The organism is Arthrobacter sp. R4-81 (assembly GCF_054792365.1).
Genome location: NZ_CP096445.1, coordinates 2,513,845 through 2,529,431 on the forward strand (window position 1 = coordinate 2,513,845; position 15,587 = coordinate 2,529,431).

Consider the following 15,587-nt stretch of genomic DNA (forward strand, 5'->3'; position numbering starts at 1 on the left):
CAACTCTTAGAGAAGCGACGAAGTGCGCCGGCATGGCGAACCAATCCCCCAAAAAGGTCGAAGGCAGTGCTCTTGCCGACTGACTCACACCGATGGGCCGCCCGGCGGACCGGCGAGGACTGTGGGGATGTACTCACGCAGTTGGAGCCGGCCGTCGAAAGTCCTGCTGTCCACCATTTCAAGCGCAACGTCGGGATAGCCGTCATAGATCGGATCCCGCCCGCTGCGTCCCGTGATCACAGGCGGAGTTCGGCCAGGTCGGTGGCGCCTGCAGGGTCCTGCTCGAGCCATGCCAGGTATTCGGGCCCCTCCAGGCCCCACCAACCGGGCCATCCCTCCGCCGATGCATACCCATCCAGGGAGATGACCAGATCGACCATGGGCTCCGCTGATGATGTGCCTGCCGTTGTCTCGCTCATAGCCATCTCCTTGATCTGGTGGACGCGCGCCCTTACGCGTGTGTCATGCCGTAAGCGTCAGATTGCTTACCCGGAGGACGGAGAGTCCGCGTTCGCGGTTTCCTTCGCCTCTACGGCCGCCTTCATGTACGACGCCGAAACCCGGCGGTACACCGGGGTCAGGAAGGCCAGCAAGGCGGCTACCACCATGATGATCCCCGCGATCAGGAACACCAGGGCGATGCCGCGGGAGACGCCCTCGCCCAGCAGTGGGGCCAACTGCGCAGCGCCCTCCTCGGACCGGGCATACGGGATGATCCAGAACTGGGCGATCGGCGCAATAAGGAACGCGGTGATGGGTGCTGCAGCGGATTCGAATGCCATGGCGAATCCGAACACCCGGCCCTGACGCTGCAGCGGCACCACCTGTTGGATGACCGTCTGCTCCGCAGCCTCCACGACAGGGATGAGAACCAGGTATAGCCAGATTCCTGCGATGTACAGCCAGGCCCACTCCCGCACTGTGAAGACAGCACCGAGGACCCCCATGACCACCACCGCGCAAAGCATGGTTCGCAGCGGGTTGGCCCCAAGTCCGAACTTGCCCACCAGCGCTCCTCCTATGATGAAGCCCGTGGATCCCAGCGCGAAGACGGCTCCCCAGATTTCAACCGGGAACATCTCCAGGCCATAGGGATCCATCAGTGCCATGTACACGCCGCCGATGAAGTTGTTGAACGTGGAGAACAGGATGAGGGCGAAGAGTCCGGTGATGGCCAGCACGGCGGCAATGGAACCGCGCAGGTCGAACGCACCGTGCGCGTCCGTGGAGGCCACCCGAACTTCCTCCGGCATGCGGAGAGTGAGCAGGTGCGCGAAGGCCAGCACGGTCAGCACCACGGCGACGACGACAGTCCAGCCCATGCCCAGGAGCCCGATGGACAATCCGGAGAGCACCGAGGTGACGATAAACGCCAGTCCCTGCACCATGCCCACCATTCCGTTGGCGTTGGCCCGCCGGTCCGGCTCGATGAGGATTGTGACAATGGTGGAAAGAGCCACGTTGCGCATGTTCTCCACAACTGCGCCAACGAGGATGATCAGGGTGAACAGCCAGAACCACGGCTGTGTAAGGTCCAGCAACTGCGGGGTGGGCGTCAGCAGGAACATGACTCCGGACAACACAAACATCACCAGCGTGAAGCCCGCTGCAAAGCGCATCACAGCAAGTTTGCGGTAGCGGTCCACGAAAGTGCCGAAGCTGATGCTGGAAAGGGCGATCAACAGCATGTACGCACCGCCGACTACCCCGGTGGCGATCACGTTGCGCGTTTCCAGATACACCCAGAATGTCAGTGCGAACCACAGGTAGCTGGTGGTGATGTTGGCCAGAGCCGTGTTGACCAGGATCCCGGCGAATGTGCGGAAACGCTGGGCCGGACTTCGCAAGGATGTGTCGACGGCGTCCGGATCAGTTAAGTGCGGAGCGTCACCGTCCTCGACCTGCGTGGAGCTTAAGGCCGTCTCCTCAAGACGGATCCCATCGCTTTCTGGAGCTTCAGCGGCCCTGCGGCGGACCGGTTCCTGCTCAGTCATGCGTCCCAGTGTAGTGAGAACCTCGCACCGCGGACAGGGTCCGGACCTGACGAAAATTTTCTGGAATAGAGGTGCAATGTGGACACCGTTTCCTATTTCGTCAGCGACCCAGCAAGCTATATAGGGGCTCAGTAACAAGGTGCGATTGTGACGCACCGCCGCAAAGAAAGGCCCACAAGCCGTGCCACGACCAGAACGGCCACGCAATCCGTTGGTCCGCAAGTACCTCAAGGCCAGCCAAAAAAACCTTGCAGGTGCCAGAGGCCTTGGCGAATTAAAGTCTGTGGAGCCCGCCGCTCGACAGGACGGGATGCCAATCCTCGGCGAGGATCAGGTTTACGTAATAAAGTACGGAATGGAGTACCACGGGGCGTGGTGCCGGGTTGTGGCCCATGCATGGGACCAGGCACCCAGGGGCCTGCACGTGACCCTCTTGGCTGATGTCGGAGAACGAAACGGGTGCATGGAATGCGATGTGGTCCTGAAGAAGGCGTCATCTGCGCTGGACCAGCAGGTGCAACCCCAACTCTCCCCGGAACTTCCGCCGTCTGACGCATTGATCCCGTTGAGGGTCATCGGGGTTGCCCATGGAATCCTCTTCCTAGCAGCGGGGCAGGAACATCAGGAACGTCTCAACGAGACCGCGGTGGAGCCCGCGACCCCGCTGTCTGTGGACGGGCGGCGTGACGGCATGGTGGTGCGGCTGGATGCCACCCGCACTGAACCACTCCTGGTTGTGCAGTTGGATCCGCGTGCCACCGTAGCGGACGGGCCGTACCAGATGCACCTGCGTCGCCCACTCCAGCGATCGGCGATCAAACCTTATGCTGTTGAGTGCGTCGAACTGGCACCGTCGGCGTAGGGCGTATCCGGCCACCCGCGTTGCCGCTACCCCTGGCTGATATCGACGCCGGTGATTGGTGCCCCCGCCCGCTCGTAGACCAGAGAGACCGCGCCCTTGGGGAACGCCTGGGGCGGCTGAGCGAACCGGAACGCAGCCGGCACCCCGGTGCCATCGGCGAAGAGCCGCTTGCCTGATCCGAAGGTGAGCGGGTAAAGGAAGAGGTTCAACCGGTCGACGAGGTCGGCCTCGAGCAACGATCGTGCGAGATGCCCGCTGCCGATGACGTGGATGTCGTCGAACCGGTCCTTCACCCCCGCCACCTCCGCGACGTCCGACAATGGCGTCGTTCCCTCCCATTCCGGATCCTTCAGGGAGCGCGACACAACGAACTTCGGCAGGGCGTTGAACGTCACCGCAATCGGGTCATCGCCGCCCCTGGTCGGCCAGAATCCGGCGAAGATGTCGTAGGTCTTGCGCCCGAGCAGGAGCGCGTCCATGCGGTCAATTCCGGCGCCAATCGCCTGCCCGGTCTCGTCGTCAAAATACGCGCCCTGCCAGCCGCCGAACTCGAAGCCGCCCTCGCGATCCTCGTCCGGGCCGCCCGGCGCCTGGTACACGCCGTCGAGGGTGATGAACAGGTCAACGGAGAGGATTCCCATGGTGTGCTCCTTCGCATGAACGGCGACCGGGTGCCGCCTCTGCCTGCGCGTCGATCGTGATGGCCGGGAATCGACGCCGCTGGGTGCCAGACTAGCGAGCAACGCACCACAGGTCGAGAGCTGGACGGGCGCAGCCTGGTTACGGTGCGGGGTGCTCCGCCGGACGGACTGTCGCTGGTTGCCTGTTCTGCAGGAGAGGCGTGAAGAACGCACCCAGCTCCGCCGTTGCCGTGAGTGGCAGGACGTTCGCCACGTACTGGTCCGGGCGCACCACCACGACAACGCCGCCCCGGTCAAGGCCGCGCAGTTCGAAGATGTCTGCCGTGGGATCCGTCGCGTAGACCTTCTCGTAATCGGTGAGTTTGAACGGTCCGACCTGGGGTTTGAAAACAGCGGGAACTGCGCCGATATCGATGCCGGCATGCTCCTGCTGGTAGATCACCTTCACATCGAACCATGCGTCAGGATCCGCGCCCTCCGGGGTGGCTGCGAGCGGCGATTCCGGCGAGTTCGCTATCCACTCGGCGAACTGTTCAGTAGGCGAAGCGGTTCCTTGCTGGTCGCTTTCCTGCTTACCGGACGGGGTGGCAGGATCGGCGAAGACATAGATGCGCCAGCGGCCGTCCGCCGTTGCGTGGTGGCCGAGGTGCATGGGGTTTGTGTCCCCAACCCTCACCACGGGAGCTGACTTGAAGCGCTTCCCGACCGTGAAGCCGGTGGCCAGGTCCTGGTGTTCAGAGCCACCGACAAGTACGGACGGTGCGTACTCGGTCATAAAGCCGGCGGGGAACTCGGCGGTGCGGACATAGAAGTCCTCGAGGTCCGAGGGGTGTTCAAACTCCTCGGGCTTTTTGGCCATCATGGTGGACCACTCTTTGTCGAAGTCGATGAGGTTCTTCGCCACCACCTGCCGCTCGGCCGAGTACGTGGACAGCAGGCTCTCCGGACTCCGGCCTTCAAGCACGTGGCCGAGCTTCCAGGCGAGGTTGAAGCCGTCCTGCATGGAGACGTTCATGCCCTGGCCGGCCTTCGCGCTGTGAGTGTGGCAGGCGTCGCCGGTGATGAATACGCGTGGCGTGCGGGTGCCGCGTTCGTCCGGGAGAACGTCGTCGAACCTGTCAGTCAGGCGGTGGCCCACCTCGTAAACGCTGTGCCAGGCGACGTTGCGCACATCGAGCGTGTAGGGGTAGAGGATGTCATTGGCCTTGCCGATGATCTGCTCGATGGTGGTGCCGCGCACTGCGCCCTTGTTCTTCGGGTCCACCTCACCGAGGTCAACGTACATACGGAAAAGGTGCCCGCCTTCCCGGGGAATCAGCAGGATGCTGCCGCCTGCGCCTGACTGGATGGCGCACTTAGTCCGGATATCAGGGAAGTCCGTGACGGCGAGGGCATCCATAACACCCCAGGCATGATTGGCCTGGTCCCCCGTGAGGGTACAGCCGATCGATGCCCGCACCTTGCTGCGGGCACCGTCGGCGCCGACGACGTACTTCGCCCGGACGATGCGCTCCTGCCCCTCATTGGGTCCTGCCGTTTGGAGAAGTGTCACCGCGACCGGGTACTCCCCATCATTGGTGACCTCGAGGCTGAGGAACTCGAAGCCGAAGTCCGGAGACATGCGGGCCGGTGAGTTCGCCATGAACTCGGCGAAGTAATCCAGCACACGGGCCTGGTTGACGATCAGGTGCGGGAACTCGCTGACGCCGGCCGCGTCGTCGACAGCACGGGCTGTCCGGACGATCCGGGCCGGGTCAGCGGGGTCGGGCTTCCAGAAGGCCATTTCAGTGATGCGATATGCCTCGGCGATGATCCGCTCAGCAAAGCCAAAGGCCTGAAAGGTCTCCACGCTCCGGGCCTGGATGCCATCGGCCTGCCCAATTGCGAGCCTCCCGGGACGACGCTCGATGATTCGCGTCGTCACACCGGGAAACTGCGACAGCTGGCCAGCTGTGAGCATGCCGGCAGGTCCCGTGCCGACGATCAGCACGTCGATCTCGTCCGGAAGATCTGCCGGCCGGTTTATGCCGACGCCGGCAGCCGGCTGGACGCGCGGGTCTCCGGATACATAACCGTGGTGGTGGAACTGCACTGGCTTTCCTCACTTCACTGTGTGGCTGTTTGAATCAACGGAGCCTGTTCTATAATAGAATTCATGTTTCTATAGTTGAAACGGCTCTGATCCAATACTGTACGGCACATGTGACGAGAACAACAAGGGATGCAGATTCCTGCATCCCTTGTCCCCACCGTGCGTTCTTAGTGTGCTGACAACTCCAATTCAGGCACTGTCACCGGCGATTGCGCCCCGAACGCGATGGTGCGGGTGGTGACGGCGGCGGCAAGGGCGTCGTCGTGCGTTACCAGCACCAGTGCACAATCCAGCTTGTCCACCTGTTCCATCAGGCACATCATCGTTTCTTCCTGGGTGATGAGGTCCAGGCGGGAGGTGGGCTCATCAGCGAACATGAGGACGGGCTCAAGCAGCATGGACCTGATGATGGCGATCCTCTGCAATTCCCCGCCCGATATCTGCCCTGGTCTGCGGTGAAGCAGCTCGGGGGCAAGCCGCAGTGAGCCCATCAGTTCCTCAAGGCGTGCGCGGTCCAGTCCGTGGCGACGCACCACGTCACCCAGCGAGTCCGCCAGCGATACACGTGCGGGAAAGGCCAAGGCCGGGTCCTGGTAAAGCTTTTGGAGCCGGCCCCGCTGGAGGAGATCTGAGTGCTGAACAGTTCCGGCGTCGGGCGGGAGGAGCCGGAGCAGTACATTGCCAAGGGTTGTCTTTCCACTGCCGCTGGGGCCGCTTAATGCGACGCGCTCCCCCGCTCTGACTTCCAGGGACAGATCAGTGAAGAGCTCTTGACCGCCGAATGATTTTCCGAGGCCAGCACCGGACACCAGCACGGCACCCGAACTTTCGATGGGCCCTCCAACCGCACCGTCGGCGCGTTCGGTCCCGTCCGTGTTCCTCATCCACTGATGCCGCCAACGTGAGGGTTCGGCGGCCAGAAGACGGCGGGTGTAGGGGTGCGCCGGATTGGCGAGGACTTCACCCGCCGCCCCCTTCTCCACAATATGGGCATCCTTCATGACCAGGACCTCCCCGCCGAGCTCGCGGGCCAGATCAAGGTCATGGGTGATGGTGAGCAGGATGCCGCCACTGTTGATATGGCTTCTTAACAGCTCCGCCAGTTCAGCTCGGGCGCGCTGATCCAGGCCCTTGGATGGCTCGTCGGCGATGAGAACGGGAGCTCCGCCGATGGTTGCGGCGGCGAAGGCGACTCTCTGAGCCATTCCGCCGGAGAGGGTATGCGGGAACGCTGTCGAAGCGTGTTTCAGTCCCAGGGAGGTCAGCAGGGCGTCGGCTGCGCGCCGGGAACCTTGTTTGTTCGTCCTGAAGGTGGGAGCGCCCTCAGCCACCTGGTCCCTGGCCCGCATTGTGGGGTCGAGGGCAAGCACAGGCTCCTGGGGAAGAAGGGACATGGTGCGTCCCCAGAGCCTGCGCCTGTTCGCCTGGTCGCTTACGGCGTACACCTTGCCGTCCACAGCCAGGCTTCCCTCTGCTTTGAGGTTGTGCGGGAGGGTGCCCATTATTGCGTGGGCAAGCAGGGATTTCCCGGACCCGCTCTCCCCGACAATCGTTACGGGCTTGCCTGGCTGGAAGTCCAGTTGGGTGGTCTCGACGAGTACTTTGCCGGCGTGGCTGACTATAAGGTCGTTGAGGCACAGGCTCATGCTGGGGACTCCTTGCTTCGCAGGCCCAAGAGCCCGATCAGGATGGTCGTGAGAACCAGGACGGGCGCCAACGCCATCCAGGGTGCTTCGTGGTAGAACGGGAACGCCTCGGTGATCATCAATCCCAGCTCGGGCGTCGGCGGGCGGACACCGATCCCCACGAAGCCCAGAGTGGAGAGTGCGAGGATGGCGGATCCTACGCCGAAGGTTGCCATGGTGGTCAGCAGTGGCCGCAACTCCGGTAGAAGGTGCCGGCGGATGACATGGACCGGGCCGAGCTGGAGCAGGCCGGCGGCTTCCACAGCCGGACCCGCAAGCACCAGGCCACTCCGGGCGCGGACCATGCGGAAATACTCCACCCATTGGGCCAGCGCAAGCCCCAGGCACAGAGTCCAGAGGTCACCATTGGCGATGGCCGAGACGACGAGAACCACCAGCAGGGCCGGGAGTGCGATGAAGACTTCGGACAGGCCGTGCAGCAGCGAATCGACCCAGCCGCCGCGCCAGGCACCAGCTATGCCCGCGAGGGATCCGAAGAGCAGGGCAGCAATGACGCACAACACCGCCATCACGAGAGATAGCTGCGTGGCGTGGGCCAGCCGCGCAATAACACTGCGGCCCAGGTGGTCACGCCCAAGCGGTTCGCTGGCGCCCGGTGCCTCAAGGAACCGGGAAAGGTCCTGAACAGCGTGATCCGGCCAGATCAGCGGCCCGGCCACGGCGAAAATGACCAGGACGGCCAGCAGTCCGGCCGAAACGAGCTGCGTTACCGTACGGCCAGCCAGCCACTTCGGCAGTTTGGAATCCCGGGCCGGGGCGGGAAGAAGTTCTTGCATGGCGACGGCGTTCGTCACAGTACTGCCTCCTTGTGGCGGGGCCGCGGATCCACAGCCGCTGTTGCGAGGTCAACGAGAGTGTTCATGGCGACCACAAGGAGCGCGAGTGCCAATGCTGCGGCCTGGATCATGGGGATATCCCGCCAGAAGATGGCGTGGACGAGTGCATGCCCTAGTCCGGGCCACGCGAAGAGGCTTTCCACCACCACAACCCCTTCGATGAGAACCAGGATCTGGACGCCCACGTAGGCAATCAAAGTGACGCCGGTGTTCCGGACGATATGCCGCAGGAACACAAGCCAGCTGCCGAGACCCTTGGTAGCGGCGAAACGGACGTAGTCCGATTGCCGGATGTTTGCCATCGTGTCGCGGGTCACCCTTGCGAAGAGCCCGGAGAGGCCGACGGCGAGTGTTACCGCAGGAAGCACGATGTTGTTCGCTTCTCCATGGCCCGCTGCGGGCAGCACGCCAAGATGGACCGCAAACAGCAGTATCAGGACCAGTCCAAGCAGGAAGGGTGGGAGCGCGCGCGTGGCAGACACCCAAACTGTGGTGAGTCGGTCAAGGATGCCGCCCGGCCGGGCAGCTGCCAGGGCTCCCGCCGTCGTCCCAACAATCAAGGCAAGGATCAGTGCAACTGCAGCGAGCTGCAGGCTGCTGCCGAGATTGAGTCCAAGCTCTCCCGCCACACTTGCTCCGGTGACCAGGGAATTGCCAAGGTTCAGGGACACTAAGCCGCCCAGCCAGTCCAGGAACTGAAGCCACGCAGGCTGGTCAAGGCCCAGCTCAGCGCGGACACTGTCCGCTGACGCGGCAGTCACCTGGTCATAACCGTACCTGCCGGCGGCAATCCGGAATGCGATGTCCCCGGGGAGGCTTTGCACCATAGCGAAGCACGCCGTGGAGACGAGTACAACTACTCCCGCCGCCTGGAGTGCCCGGCGCCCTAGAACCCGTGCTGTAGTGCCCAGTGCCGGACGGAGAGAGGGACCGGCGGAGCTGCCGGGTTTGGTAGGCGCTTTGGTAGCCAAGGAAGTCATGCTTGCCCTTCCTACTTCGCCCAGGTCAGGTCGCTCAGGCGCCAAGAGCGCTCGAGCGGATCCAGGACAAGGCCTGCAACCCGGGGGCTGACCACGGCGCTCTGGCGATACCATGCCACGGGGATGACGGGCAGCTGGGTCTGCAGGATCTCGGTTACTTTTTGGCGGTTCTCCACCGATTTGTCCGTATCCTTGCCGCTGGCCAGGGCGTCCAAGGCTGAGGTGAGGGCTGGATCGTTCCAGCCCATGGCGCCGAAGTCCGAACCTGCAGGCGCAAAATCTTCGGCCAGGGTTACCAAAGCATCCGGAACGAGTGCGTAGTTTCGCGAGAAAAGTGCCAGTTCCAGCGAGCCATCCTTGTGTCCGGCCGGAATCTCGCTGGAGTTGCCCACTTTCACGTCGAGGGCAATCCCCACTTCCTTCAGCTTGGCTTGGATGGCTGTGGCCAGTATGGGCAGTTCGGGGCGGTCCGGGAACGTGCGCAGGGCGACGGAGAACTTCTTGCCGTTGCGTTCCAGAATGCCGTCGTTCCCCGGGGTCCATCCGGCTTCAACCAGCAGTTTCCGGGCTTCGGAGGGATCATGGGTGAATGGTGCGGCCGACTCCTGGTGCCACTCCGGCAGCGAGGGCGGGAAGAGCTGGGTGGCTGCCATCTCGCGGTCCCGCAGCAGTGCTGTGGCCATCGCTTCCCGGTCCAGCGCCAGGCTCAGGGCCTGCCGAACTTTGACGTCGCCCAGCATCTCGTGTCCGGCGTTGACCTTGAGCAGGATCGAGCGGGGCAGGGTCACAGCGGCAATGTCCAGCTTGCCTGCCTGTTTGATCCGTTGGAGGCTGGTGGGGTCCATTCCGAAGGTGACGTCGGACTGGGCACTTTCGGCCATCAGCGCCCGGCTCTCAGATCTCCCGACGGCCTGGTAGGTAACCTCGGAGATCGCAGGCTTCTTGCCTTGCCACTGCTCGAAGGCAGTCACGTCAATGTGGGCCGGCTGCTCAATGTGTTTCACCTTGTAGGGGCCGGAGCCCACCACCTTCGTTACCGACCGGTCCGCGCCGTAGGAGCTTGGCGCGAGGATCTGGGTGCTTGTGTGTGCCATGACCGCGGGCAGCGGCGCATAAGGTTTGGTGAGATCAACGCGGACAGAATCACCTGCGGCAGAGATCCCCTTGACGGGAACTGTCGCCAGCGGAGTGCCGGCCTTGCCCTGTGCGATGTTGAGCGAGGCGGCTGCCGCTTCGGCCGTGACCGCCGTACCGTCGTGGAAGAGGGCGCCCGGCCGCAGCGTGAATCCCCATGACAGCCCGTCAGCGGAAACATCCCACTTTTCCGCGAGACCCGGCTGGAGGACGCCCTTAACGTCTGCGTCCACCAGGGTTTCGACCACCTGCAGTCGGGTGAAGAAGCCACCCGCGGTAGACGGATCCAGGCTGTGCAGCTCGAACTGGCCCACCACCCTCAGTGGCTGGTCGGCTGCAGGACTCTCATTCCCTGCAGGCGCGCACCCCGCCATCATCAATAACGCAACGGCGGATGCGCCCGCCACCCTCAACTTCTGCCAACCCATTTTTCCAGTTCCTTCTGTGTTGCAAATCCGTACGGTTCGACCCATCACACTAGATGCAAACCATTATCATTAGCAATTCAGAGGAAGTTGTGTTGCGGACTAGGTGTAGGAGTCCGCCACTTGAGCCGGTTGCTGAGTTGATGCCCTTTTGGAGGCTCAAAAGGGCATCTGCTCAGCAACCGTTGGGTGGGCCCACGCCGCCAGGGTTCCCTGCCGAGCTTGCGAGGCGAGGGTGGCGGTGGGGATTAGTTGGAGGGGAAGTTGTAGGAGGCGCCGGAGGCGTGGGTGGGTTCGGGCCAGCGGGAGGTGACGACTTTGCCGCGGGTGTAGAAGGAGACGCCTTCGGGACCGTAGATGTGTTTGTCCCCGAACAGTGAGGCTTTCCACCCGCCGAAGGAGTGGTGCGCGACCGGGACCGGCAGCGGCACGTTGATCCCGATCATGCCCACATCCACCGAGCGCTGGAACTTCCGGGCGTTCGCACCGGAGGAGGTGAAGATCGCTGTGCCGTTCCCGTACGGGTTGGCGTTGATCAGGGCGATCCCCTCATCCAGGCTGTTGACGCGGACGACGACGAGGACCGGCCCGAAGATCTCCTCCGTGTACGCGGTCATCCCGGCCTTGACGTGGTCGATCACTGTCGGGCCCACCCAGAACCCGTCCTCATGCCCGGGAACCACCAGGTCCCGGCCATCCACCACCATCGCAGCCCCCGCCTGTTCGGCTTCGGTGACGATCCGCACGATCCGGTCCCGGGACTCCGGCGTGATCACAGGGCCCATCTCCGCCCCGGGCACCGTCCCGTTGTCCACCTTCACGGCCAGGGCCCGCTCCTGAACCTTTTTGACCAGCAGTTCAGCGGCGTCCCCCACGGCGACGGCGACGGAGATGGCCATGCAGCGTTCCCCGGCGGAACCGAACGCGGCCGCGGCGAGATGGTCGGCGGCGTTATCCAGGTCAGCGTCGGGCAGGATGATCGCGTGGTTCTTCGCCCCGCCCAGGGCCTGGACCCGCTTGCCGTGTTTGGTGGCGGTCTCGTGGACGTACTGGGCGATCGGGGTGGAGCCGACGAAGGAGATCCCGTCCACATCAGGGTGCGTCAACAACCCGTCGACCGTTTCCTTGCCCCCGTGCAGGACCTGGAACACCCCGTCCGGCAGGCCGGCGTCCTTCCACAGCTTCGCGATCAGCATCGACGCCGACGGGTCCCGCTCCGAGGGCTTCAAAATGAACGCGTTCCCGGTCGCGATCGCCATCGGCGCCATCCACAACGGCACCATCACCGGGAAGTTAAACGGCGTGATCCCCGCCACCACCCCCAACGGCTCCCGGAACGAAAACACATCAATGCCAGTAGAGACCTGGTCCGAATAATCACCCTTGAGCAACTCCGGGATCCCGCACGCGAACTCCACCACCTCCAGGCCCCGCCCGATCTCGCCCTTCGCATCCGAAAGGACCTTCCCGTGCTCGGCAGTGATCAACGCAGCCAGCTCATCAACATGGGCCGCCACCAGCTCACGGAACCTGAACAACACCCCCGTGCGCTTCGCCAACGAAATATCACCCCACGAATCCGCAGCGGCCCGCGCCGCAGCAACCGCCGCGTCCAAGTCAGCACGGTTCGCCAACCGCAACTCCCCCGAAACAGCACCAGTCGCAGGATTGAAGACGGGACGCGTGAGGTTACCTTCGCCGGCTGTTTCAGAGCCATTGATGAAGTGATTGATGAGAGTGATTGTTGACGTTGTCATAACCAGTTCCTTTAGAAGATGAGAGTTGAAGCAGGTTGAGCGGTTCAATGGCGCGTCAGAGCGGTTTTGCGGTTCTCGGCAGCTCCACCCGTTCGGACACGCGGCGCCGGAGAGCGGAGATCCTGTAAAACTCGAGTCCATTCCACTAAACAAAAGTTTAGTGCCACTAATTGCTAACAGTGTGGGCTCTACCTCGGGGCAGTGTCAACAGGAGTGCCTGTCACCTTGACAGCTTCGTGGCCCCGGAGCCAGACTGTTCCTGGCTATTCAGCTAAATATTTGTTTAGTACAGGCAAACCGGAAGTTTCCCCATGACCAGCGAAACTGATCTTTCTCAAGCCCAACTCGGTCAACGGGTTCTCCAGTTTCGTTCTTTACGGCGTATGTCGCTGAAGGAACTAGGCGAAGCAACCGGGACCACCGCGGGGTTTCTTAGCCAGCTTGAGCGCGGTCTAACCAATGCCAGCATCGGCGTGCTTCGGCGGATCGCAACCGCTTTAGGAATGACGCTTGCAGATCTTTTTGAGGAAGTACCCGCAGGCTCACCACGATTGTTGCGCAGGGAAGCGCGCCCGGAACTGTCAACCAATGCGGGAATACACAAGTTTCTGATCTCGCAGCGACCCCTTCGCCACCTCGAGGTCTATGCCGGAGAATTTGAGCCCGGAGCGTCGACCGGAGACGATCCCTATACGCACGGAGACTCGCAGGAGATTCTCTACGTAGTATCGGGCGAGATTGTCATAGAGCTGGATGGGGAGCCTCATTCAATGCAGCAGGGCGACAGTATCGACTACATGTCCTCGTTGCCCCACAGATTAACGAACACCAGCACTCTCCCGGCTGAGGTTCTGTGGATAGTCAGCCCGCCAACCAGTATCTAGCCGTGTGTGATGGCTCCTGGTGAAGATAAACACCCAATGCAAGGGACCGGCGGCCGTGACGGCCGCCGGTCCCTTCGTATCTAACGAGTACGTTTTCCGCGATCAATGCTCGTCGTAATGGCCTTCATGTTCGGCATGCCGGTGACCGTCATGAATGTAGTCCACATGGTCTCCGTGCTCCACGGTCTCATGGGCGCAGTCCGGGCCGCCGTGTTGGTGCTCCGCAAGGCTGTGCTCGGCGTGGACTTCCTCTGTCATTTCACTCATATTCCGTCTCCTTCGAATTGGTCAGGAAAAACCTTGCCGCGGCTTCTTCCTCTGTTGGGTTGACCACTACAGCAATACCTAAGCACCTTTACCTGGGCCCCCGCTAGCCTTCAAGGCTCCAGCGGGTCCTTCCGGCGAGTGAATTTTGGTTGTGGCGCAAAAGCTCTGGCTGGGACATGCGATCGTTGCTAGCGTGGCGCCATGAACCCCTCGAAGACCCCGGCCGAAATCCTCAGTATCGCGGGCAACGAAGTTCGTATCTCGAGTCCGGACAAGGTGGTGTTCCCCGAACCCGGGCTAACCAAGCTCGACCTGGTGAACTACTACCTCGCCGTCGCTGATGGCGCGCTGCGCGGTGCCGGCGGCCGCCCCATGGTACTCAAGCGCTTCCCGAAGGGAATCGATTCTGAGCCGTTCTTTCAGAAGCGCGTGCCCGAAAACCACCCTGACTTCATCGACACCACCACCCTGCGCTACGCATCGGGAACGTCAGCGGAGGAGGCTGTCATCCGGGATGCCGCGGGCCTGGCGTGGGTGGTGAATCTCGGGTGCCTGGACCTCAACCCACACCCCGTTCGCGCCGAGGACCTCGAGCACCCGGACGAGCTCCGCGTCGACCTCGATCCGATGCCGGGGGTCGACTGGTCCCAGATCGTCGACGTCGCCTATGTCGCACGTGAGGTGCTCGACGACGTCGGGCTGGTGGGATGGCCGAAAACGAGCGGATCGCGGGGGCTCCACATCCTGGTGCGCATCGCGCCGCAGTGGTCCTACCGCGACGTGCGGCTGGCCGCCGAGACCCTGGCCCGTGAGGTGGAGAACCGTGCTCCCGGCCTTGCCACTGCACGGTGGTGGAAAGAGGAACGCGGCGAGAGTGTGTTCGTCGACTTCAACCAGAACGCGAAGGACCGCACCGTGGCATCCGCATACTCTGTCCGGCCTCTTCCCGACGCCCGTGTATCGACGCCCCTCTCGTGGGACGAGGTCCGTTCCACCCGGCCGGAACAGTTCACCGTGCGTACCGTGCCGGAGCGTTTCGCCGCCTTGGGCGACCCTCACACCGGAATCGACGACGCCGTCGGCACACTCGATGGACTCCTCGCCCTGGCAGCCGAGCTGGGTCCCGCCGAAAAACCACCACGCAGTGGTGACAGCGTCGGCCGCCGGCAGTCCGTGATGCCTCTCATCGAGGTGGCCCGCACCAAAACGAAGCCAGAAGCGCTGGCGGCACTAGAGGAATGGAAGGCCAGTCATGCCGACATGGTCCCTCTCTTGCATCCCGCGGACGTGCTCGTCGACGGCATGCGCGGATCGAGTTCGCTCTGGTACCGGGTGCGGGTGAACCTGCAGCACGTCCCCGAGAGGGAGCGTCCATCCCAGGAGGAACTCATCGCCGACTACGACCCCTGGGCCGGCAAGGAGTGGCCCGGGCGCCCGGCCTCCTGACCCGAACCTGCTACCCCTCGAACCGAATTTCCGAGGGCAAGGTTTGACGGCTATCGGCGCCGAGGTCGGAGCAACCCCGGCGCAGACCGCCCTCGCCTGGCTGCTGACGCGAGGCAACGACATCGCCCCGATCCCGGGCACACGTAGAGTCTCCCGGGTTGAGGAGAACACTGCCGCCGACGCTATCGAACTCAGCGGGGACCAGCTGGACCGGCTGAACGCGCTCAAACCGGCGGCTGGGGAACGGCACAACGAGGCCAACATGGCCTCGATCGACCTTTGACCCTTGGGTCAGTGGACGCCGGGGCCCCGGGCGCCTGGCTAAACCCAGATCTGGTATCCCGTCCGCCTATCGAAAAGCCTCCGCGTCTCGGCTCCGGCGGCCGCGATCCACAGGACTGAGTCGTCTGGCGAAGCCTGGTCCACAACACCGGTCATGATGTGTTCCCCCAGGAGCCATACCTCCACCGTGCGGCCGGTCAACCGGGCCCAGTCTTTACGCAATCCACGCCTGGCACCAATACTGGTTGATCCCATATCCAACATGACTCCGCCCTTACCGG

14 protein-coding genes and 1 pseudogene are annotated in these 15,587 nt (G+C 63.1%); 4 read left to right on the forward strand and 11 right to left on the reverse strand.

What is annotated here, in order from left to right; genetic code table 11:
- Positions 1-84: 84 nt before the first annotated feature.
- Together M1E05_RS11795 and M1E05_RS11800 are read right to left on the reverse strand one after the other, a co-directional pair.
- A pseudogene (locus M1E05_RS11795) lies at positions 85-419 on the reverse strand (hypothetical protein).
- Positions 420-485: 66 nt separating this feature from the next.
- Complete coding sequence (locus M1E05_RS11800; RefSeq protein ID WP_461163033.1) at positions 486-1,994, reverse strand: MFS transporter; 1,509 nt, start codon at positions 1,992-1,994, stop codon at positions 486-488.
- Positions 1,995-2,349: 355 nt separating this feature from the next.
- On the opposite strand from M1E05_RS11800, the gene M1E05_RS11805 reads away from it, so the two are divergent.
- Positions 2,350-2,856, forward strand: coding sequence for a hypothetical protein (locus tag M1E05_RS11805; protein WP_461163034.1), 507 nt, complete (start codon positions 2,350-2,352; stop codon positions 2,854-2,856).
- A gap of 26 nt (positions 2,857-2,882) precedes the next feature.
- Here M1E05_RS11805 and M1E05_RS11810 read toward each other — a convergent pair whose 3' ends face one another.
- The 7 genes from M1E05_RS11810 to M1E05_RS11840 form a co-directional block, all read right to left on the reverse strand.
- Entirely contained in the window at positions 2,883-3,497 is a 615-nt protein-coding gene (locus M1E05_RS11810) for a dihydrofolate reductase family protein (RefSeq protein ID WP_461163035.1), read from the reverse strand.
- 139 nt (positions 3,498-3,636) lie between these two features.
- The gene (locus M1E05_RS11815) at positions 3,637-5,589 is read right to left on the reverse strand and encodes an FAD-binding monooxygenase (protein ID WP_461163036.1); all 1,953 of its coding nucleotides are present in this window, start codon (positions 5,587-5,589) and stop codon (positions 3,637-3,639) included.
- A 167-nt stretch (positions 5,590-5,756) separates the two neighbouring features.
- Entirely contained in the window at positions 5,757-7,235 is a 1,479-nt protein-coding gene (locus M1E05_RS11820; protein ID WP_461163037.1) for an ABC transporter ATP-binding protein, read from the reverse strand.
- Positions 7,232-8,089 (reverse strand): ABC transporter permease, encoded by an 858-nt coding sequence (locus tag M1E05_RS11825; protein ID WP_461163038.1) that lies wholly within the window; start codon positions 8,087-8,089, stop codon positions 7,232-7,234. The genes M1E05_RS11820 and M1E05_RS11825 overlap by 4 nt, the downstream gene beginning before the upstream one ends.
- Positions 8,086-9,111 carry an ABC transporter permease gene (locus tag M1E05_RS11830; RefSeq protein WP_458114150.1) on the reverse strand — a complete coding sequence of 342 codons (1,026 nt, stop codon included), beginning with the start codon at positions 9,109-9,111 and terminating at the stop codon, positions 8,086-8,088. The genes M1E05_RS11825 and M1E05_RS11830 overlap by 4 nt, the downstream gene beginning before the upstream one ends.
- Before the next feature lie 11 nt (positions 9,112-9,122).
- The gene (locus M1E05_RS11835) at positions 9,123-10,673 is read right to left on the reverse strand and encodes an ABC transporter substrate-binding protein (RefSeq protein ID WP_461163039.1); all 1,551 of its coding nucleotides are present in this window, start codon (positions 10,671-10,673) and stop codon (positions 9,123-9,125) included.
- 245 nt (positions 10,674-10,918) lie between these two features.
- Complete coding sequence (locus M1E05_RS11840; RefSeq protein ID WP_461163040.1) at positions 10,919-12,427, reverse strand: CoA-acylating methylmalonate-semialdehyde dehydrogenase; 1,509 nt, start codon at positions 12,425-12,427, stop codon at positions 10,919-10,921.
- Positions 12,428-12,738: 311 nt separating this feature from the next.
- On the opposite strand from M1E05_RS11840, the gene M1E05_RS11845 reads away from it, so the two are divergent.
- Positions 12,739-13,311: a helix-turn-helix domain-containing protein gene (locus M1E05_RS11845; RefSeq protein WP_247045473.1), complete on the forward strand. Its 573-nt coding sequence runs from the start codon at positions 12,739-12,741 to the stop codon at positions 13,309-13,311.
- A 102-nt stretch (positions 13,312-13,413) separates the two neighbouring features.
- Here M1E05_RS11845 and M1E05_RS11850 read toward each other — a convergent pair whose 3' ends face one another.
- Positions 13,414-13,578 (reverse strand): zinc transporter permease, encoded by a 165-nt coding sequence (locus tag M1E05_RS11850; RefSeq protein WP_247045475.1) that lies wholly within the window; start codon positions 13,576-13,578, stop codon positions 13,414-13,416.
- Positions 13,579-13,779: 201 nt separating this feature from the next.
- On the opposite strand from M1E05_RS11850, the gene ligD reads away from it, so the two are divergent.
- Together ligD and M1E05_RS11860 are read left to right on the forward strand one after the other, a co-directional pair.
- Entirely contained in the window at positions 13,780-15,024 is a 1,245-nt protein-coding gene (gene ligD, locus M1E05_RS11855; RefSeq protein WP_461163041.1) for a non-homologous end-joining DNA ligase, read from the forward strand.
- A gap of 43 nt (positions 15,025-15,067) precedes the next feature.
- Positions 15,068-15,307 carry an aldo/keto reductase gene (locus M1E05_RS11860; protein ID WP_461163042.1) on the forward strand — a complete coding sequence of 80 codons (240 nt, stop codon included), beginning with the start codon at positions 15,068-15,070 and terminating at the stop codon, positions 15,305-15,307.
- Between the two features lie 38 nt (positions 15,308-15,345).
- Here M1E05_RS11860 and M1E05_RS11865 read toward each other — a convergent pair whose 3' ends face one another.
- Entirely contained in the window at positions 15,346-15,570 is a 225-nt protein-coding gene (locus tag M1E05_RS11865) for a hypothetical protein (protein WP_461163043.1), read from the reverse strand.
- Between the last annotated feature and the right edge of the window lie 17 nt (positions 15,571-15,587).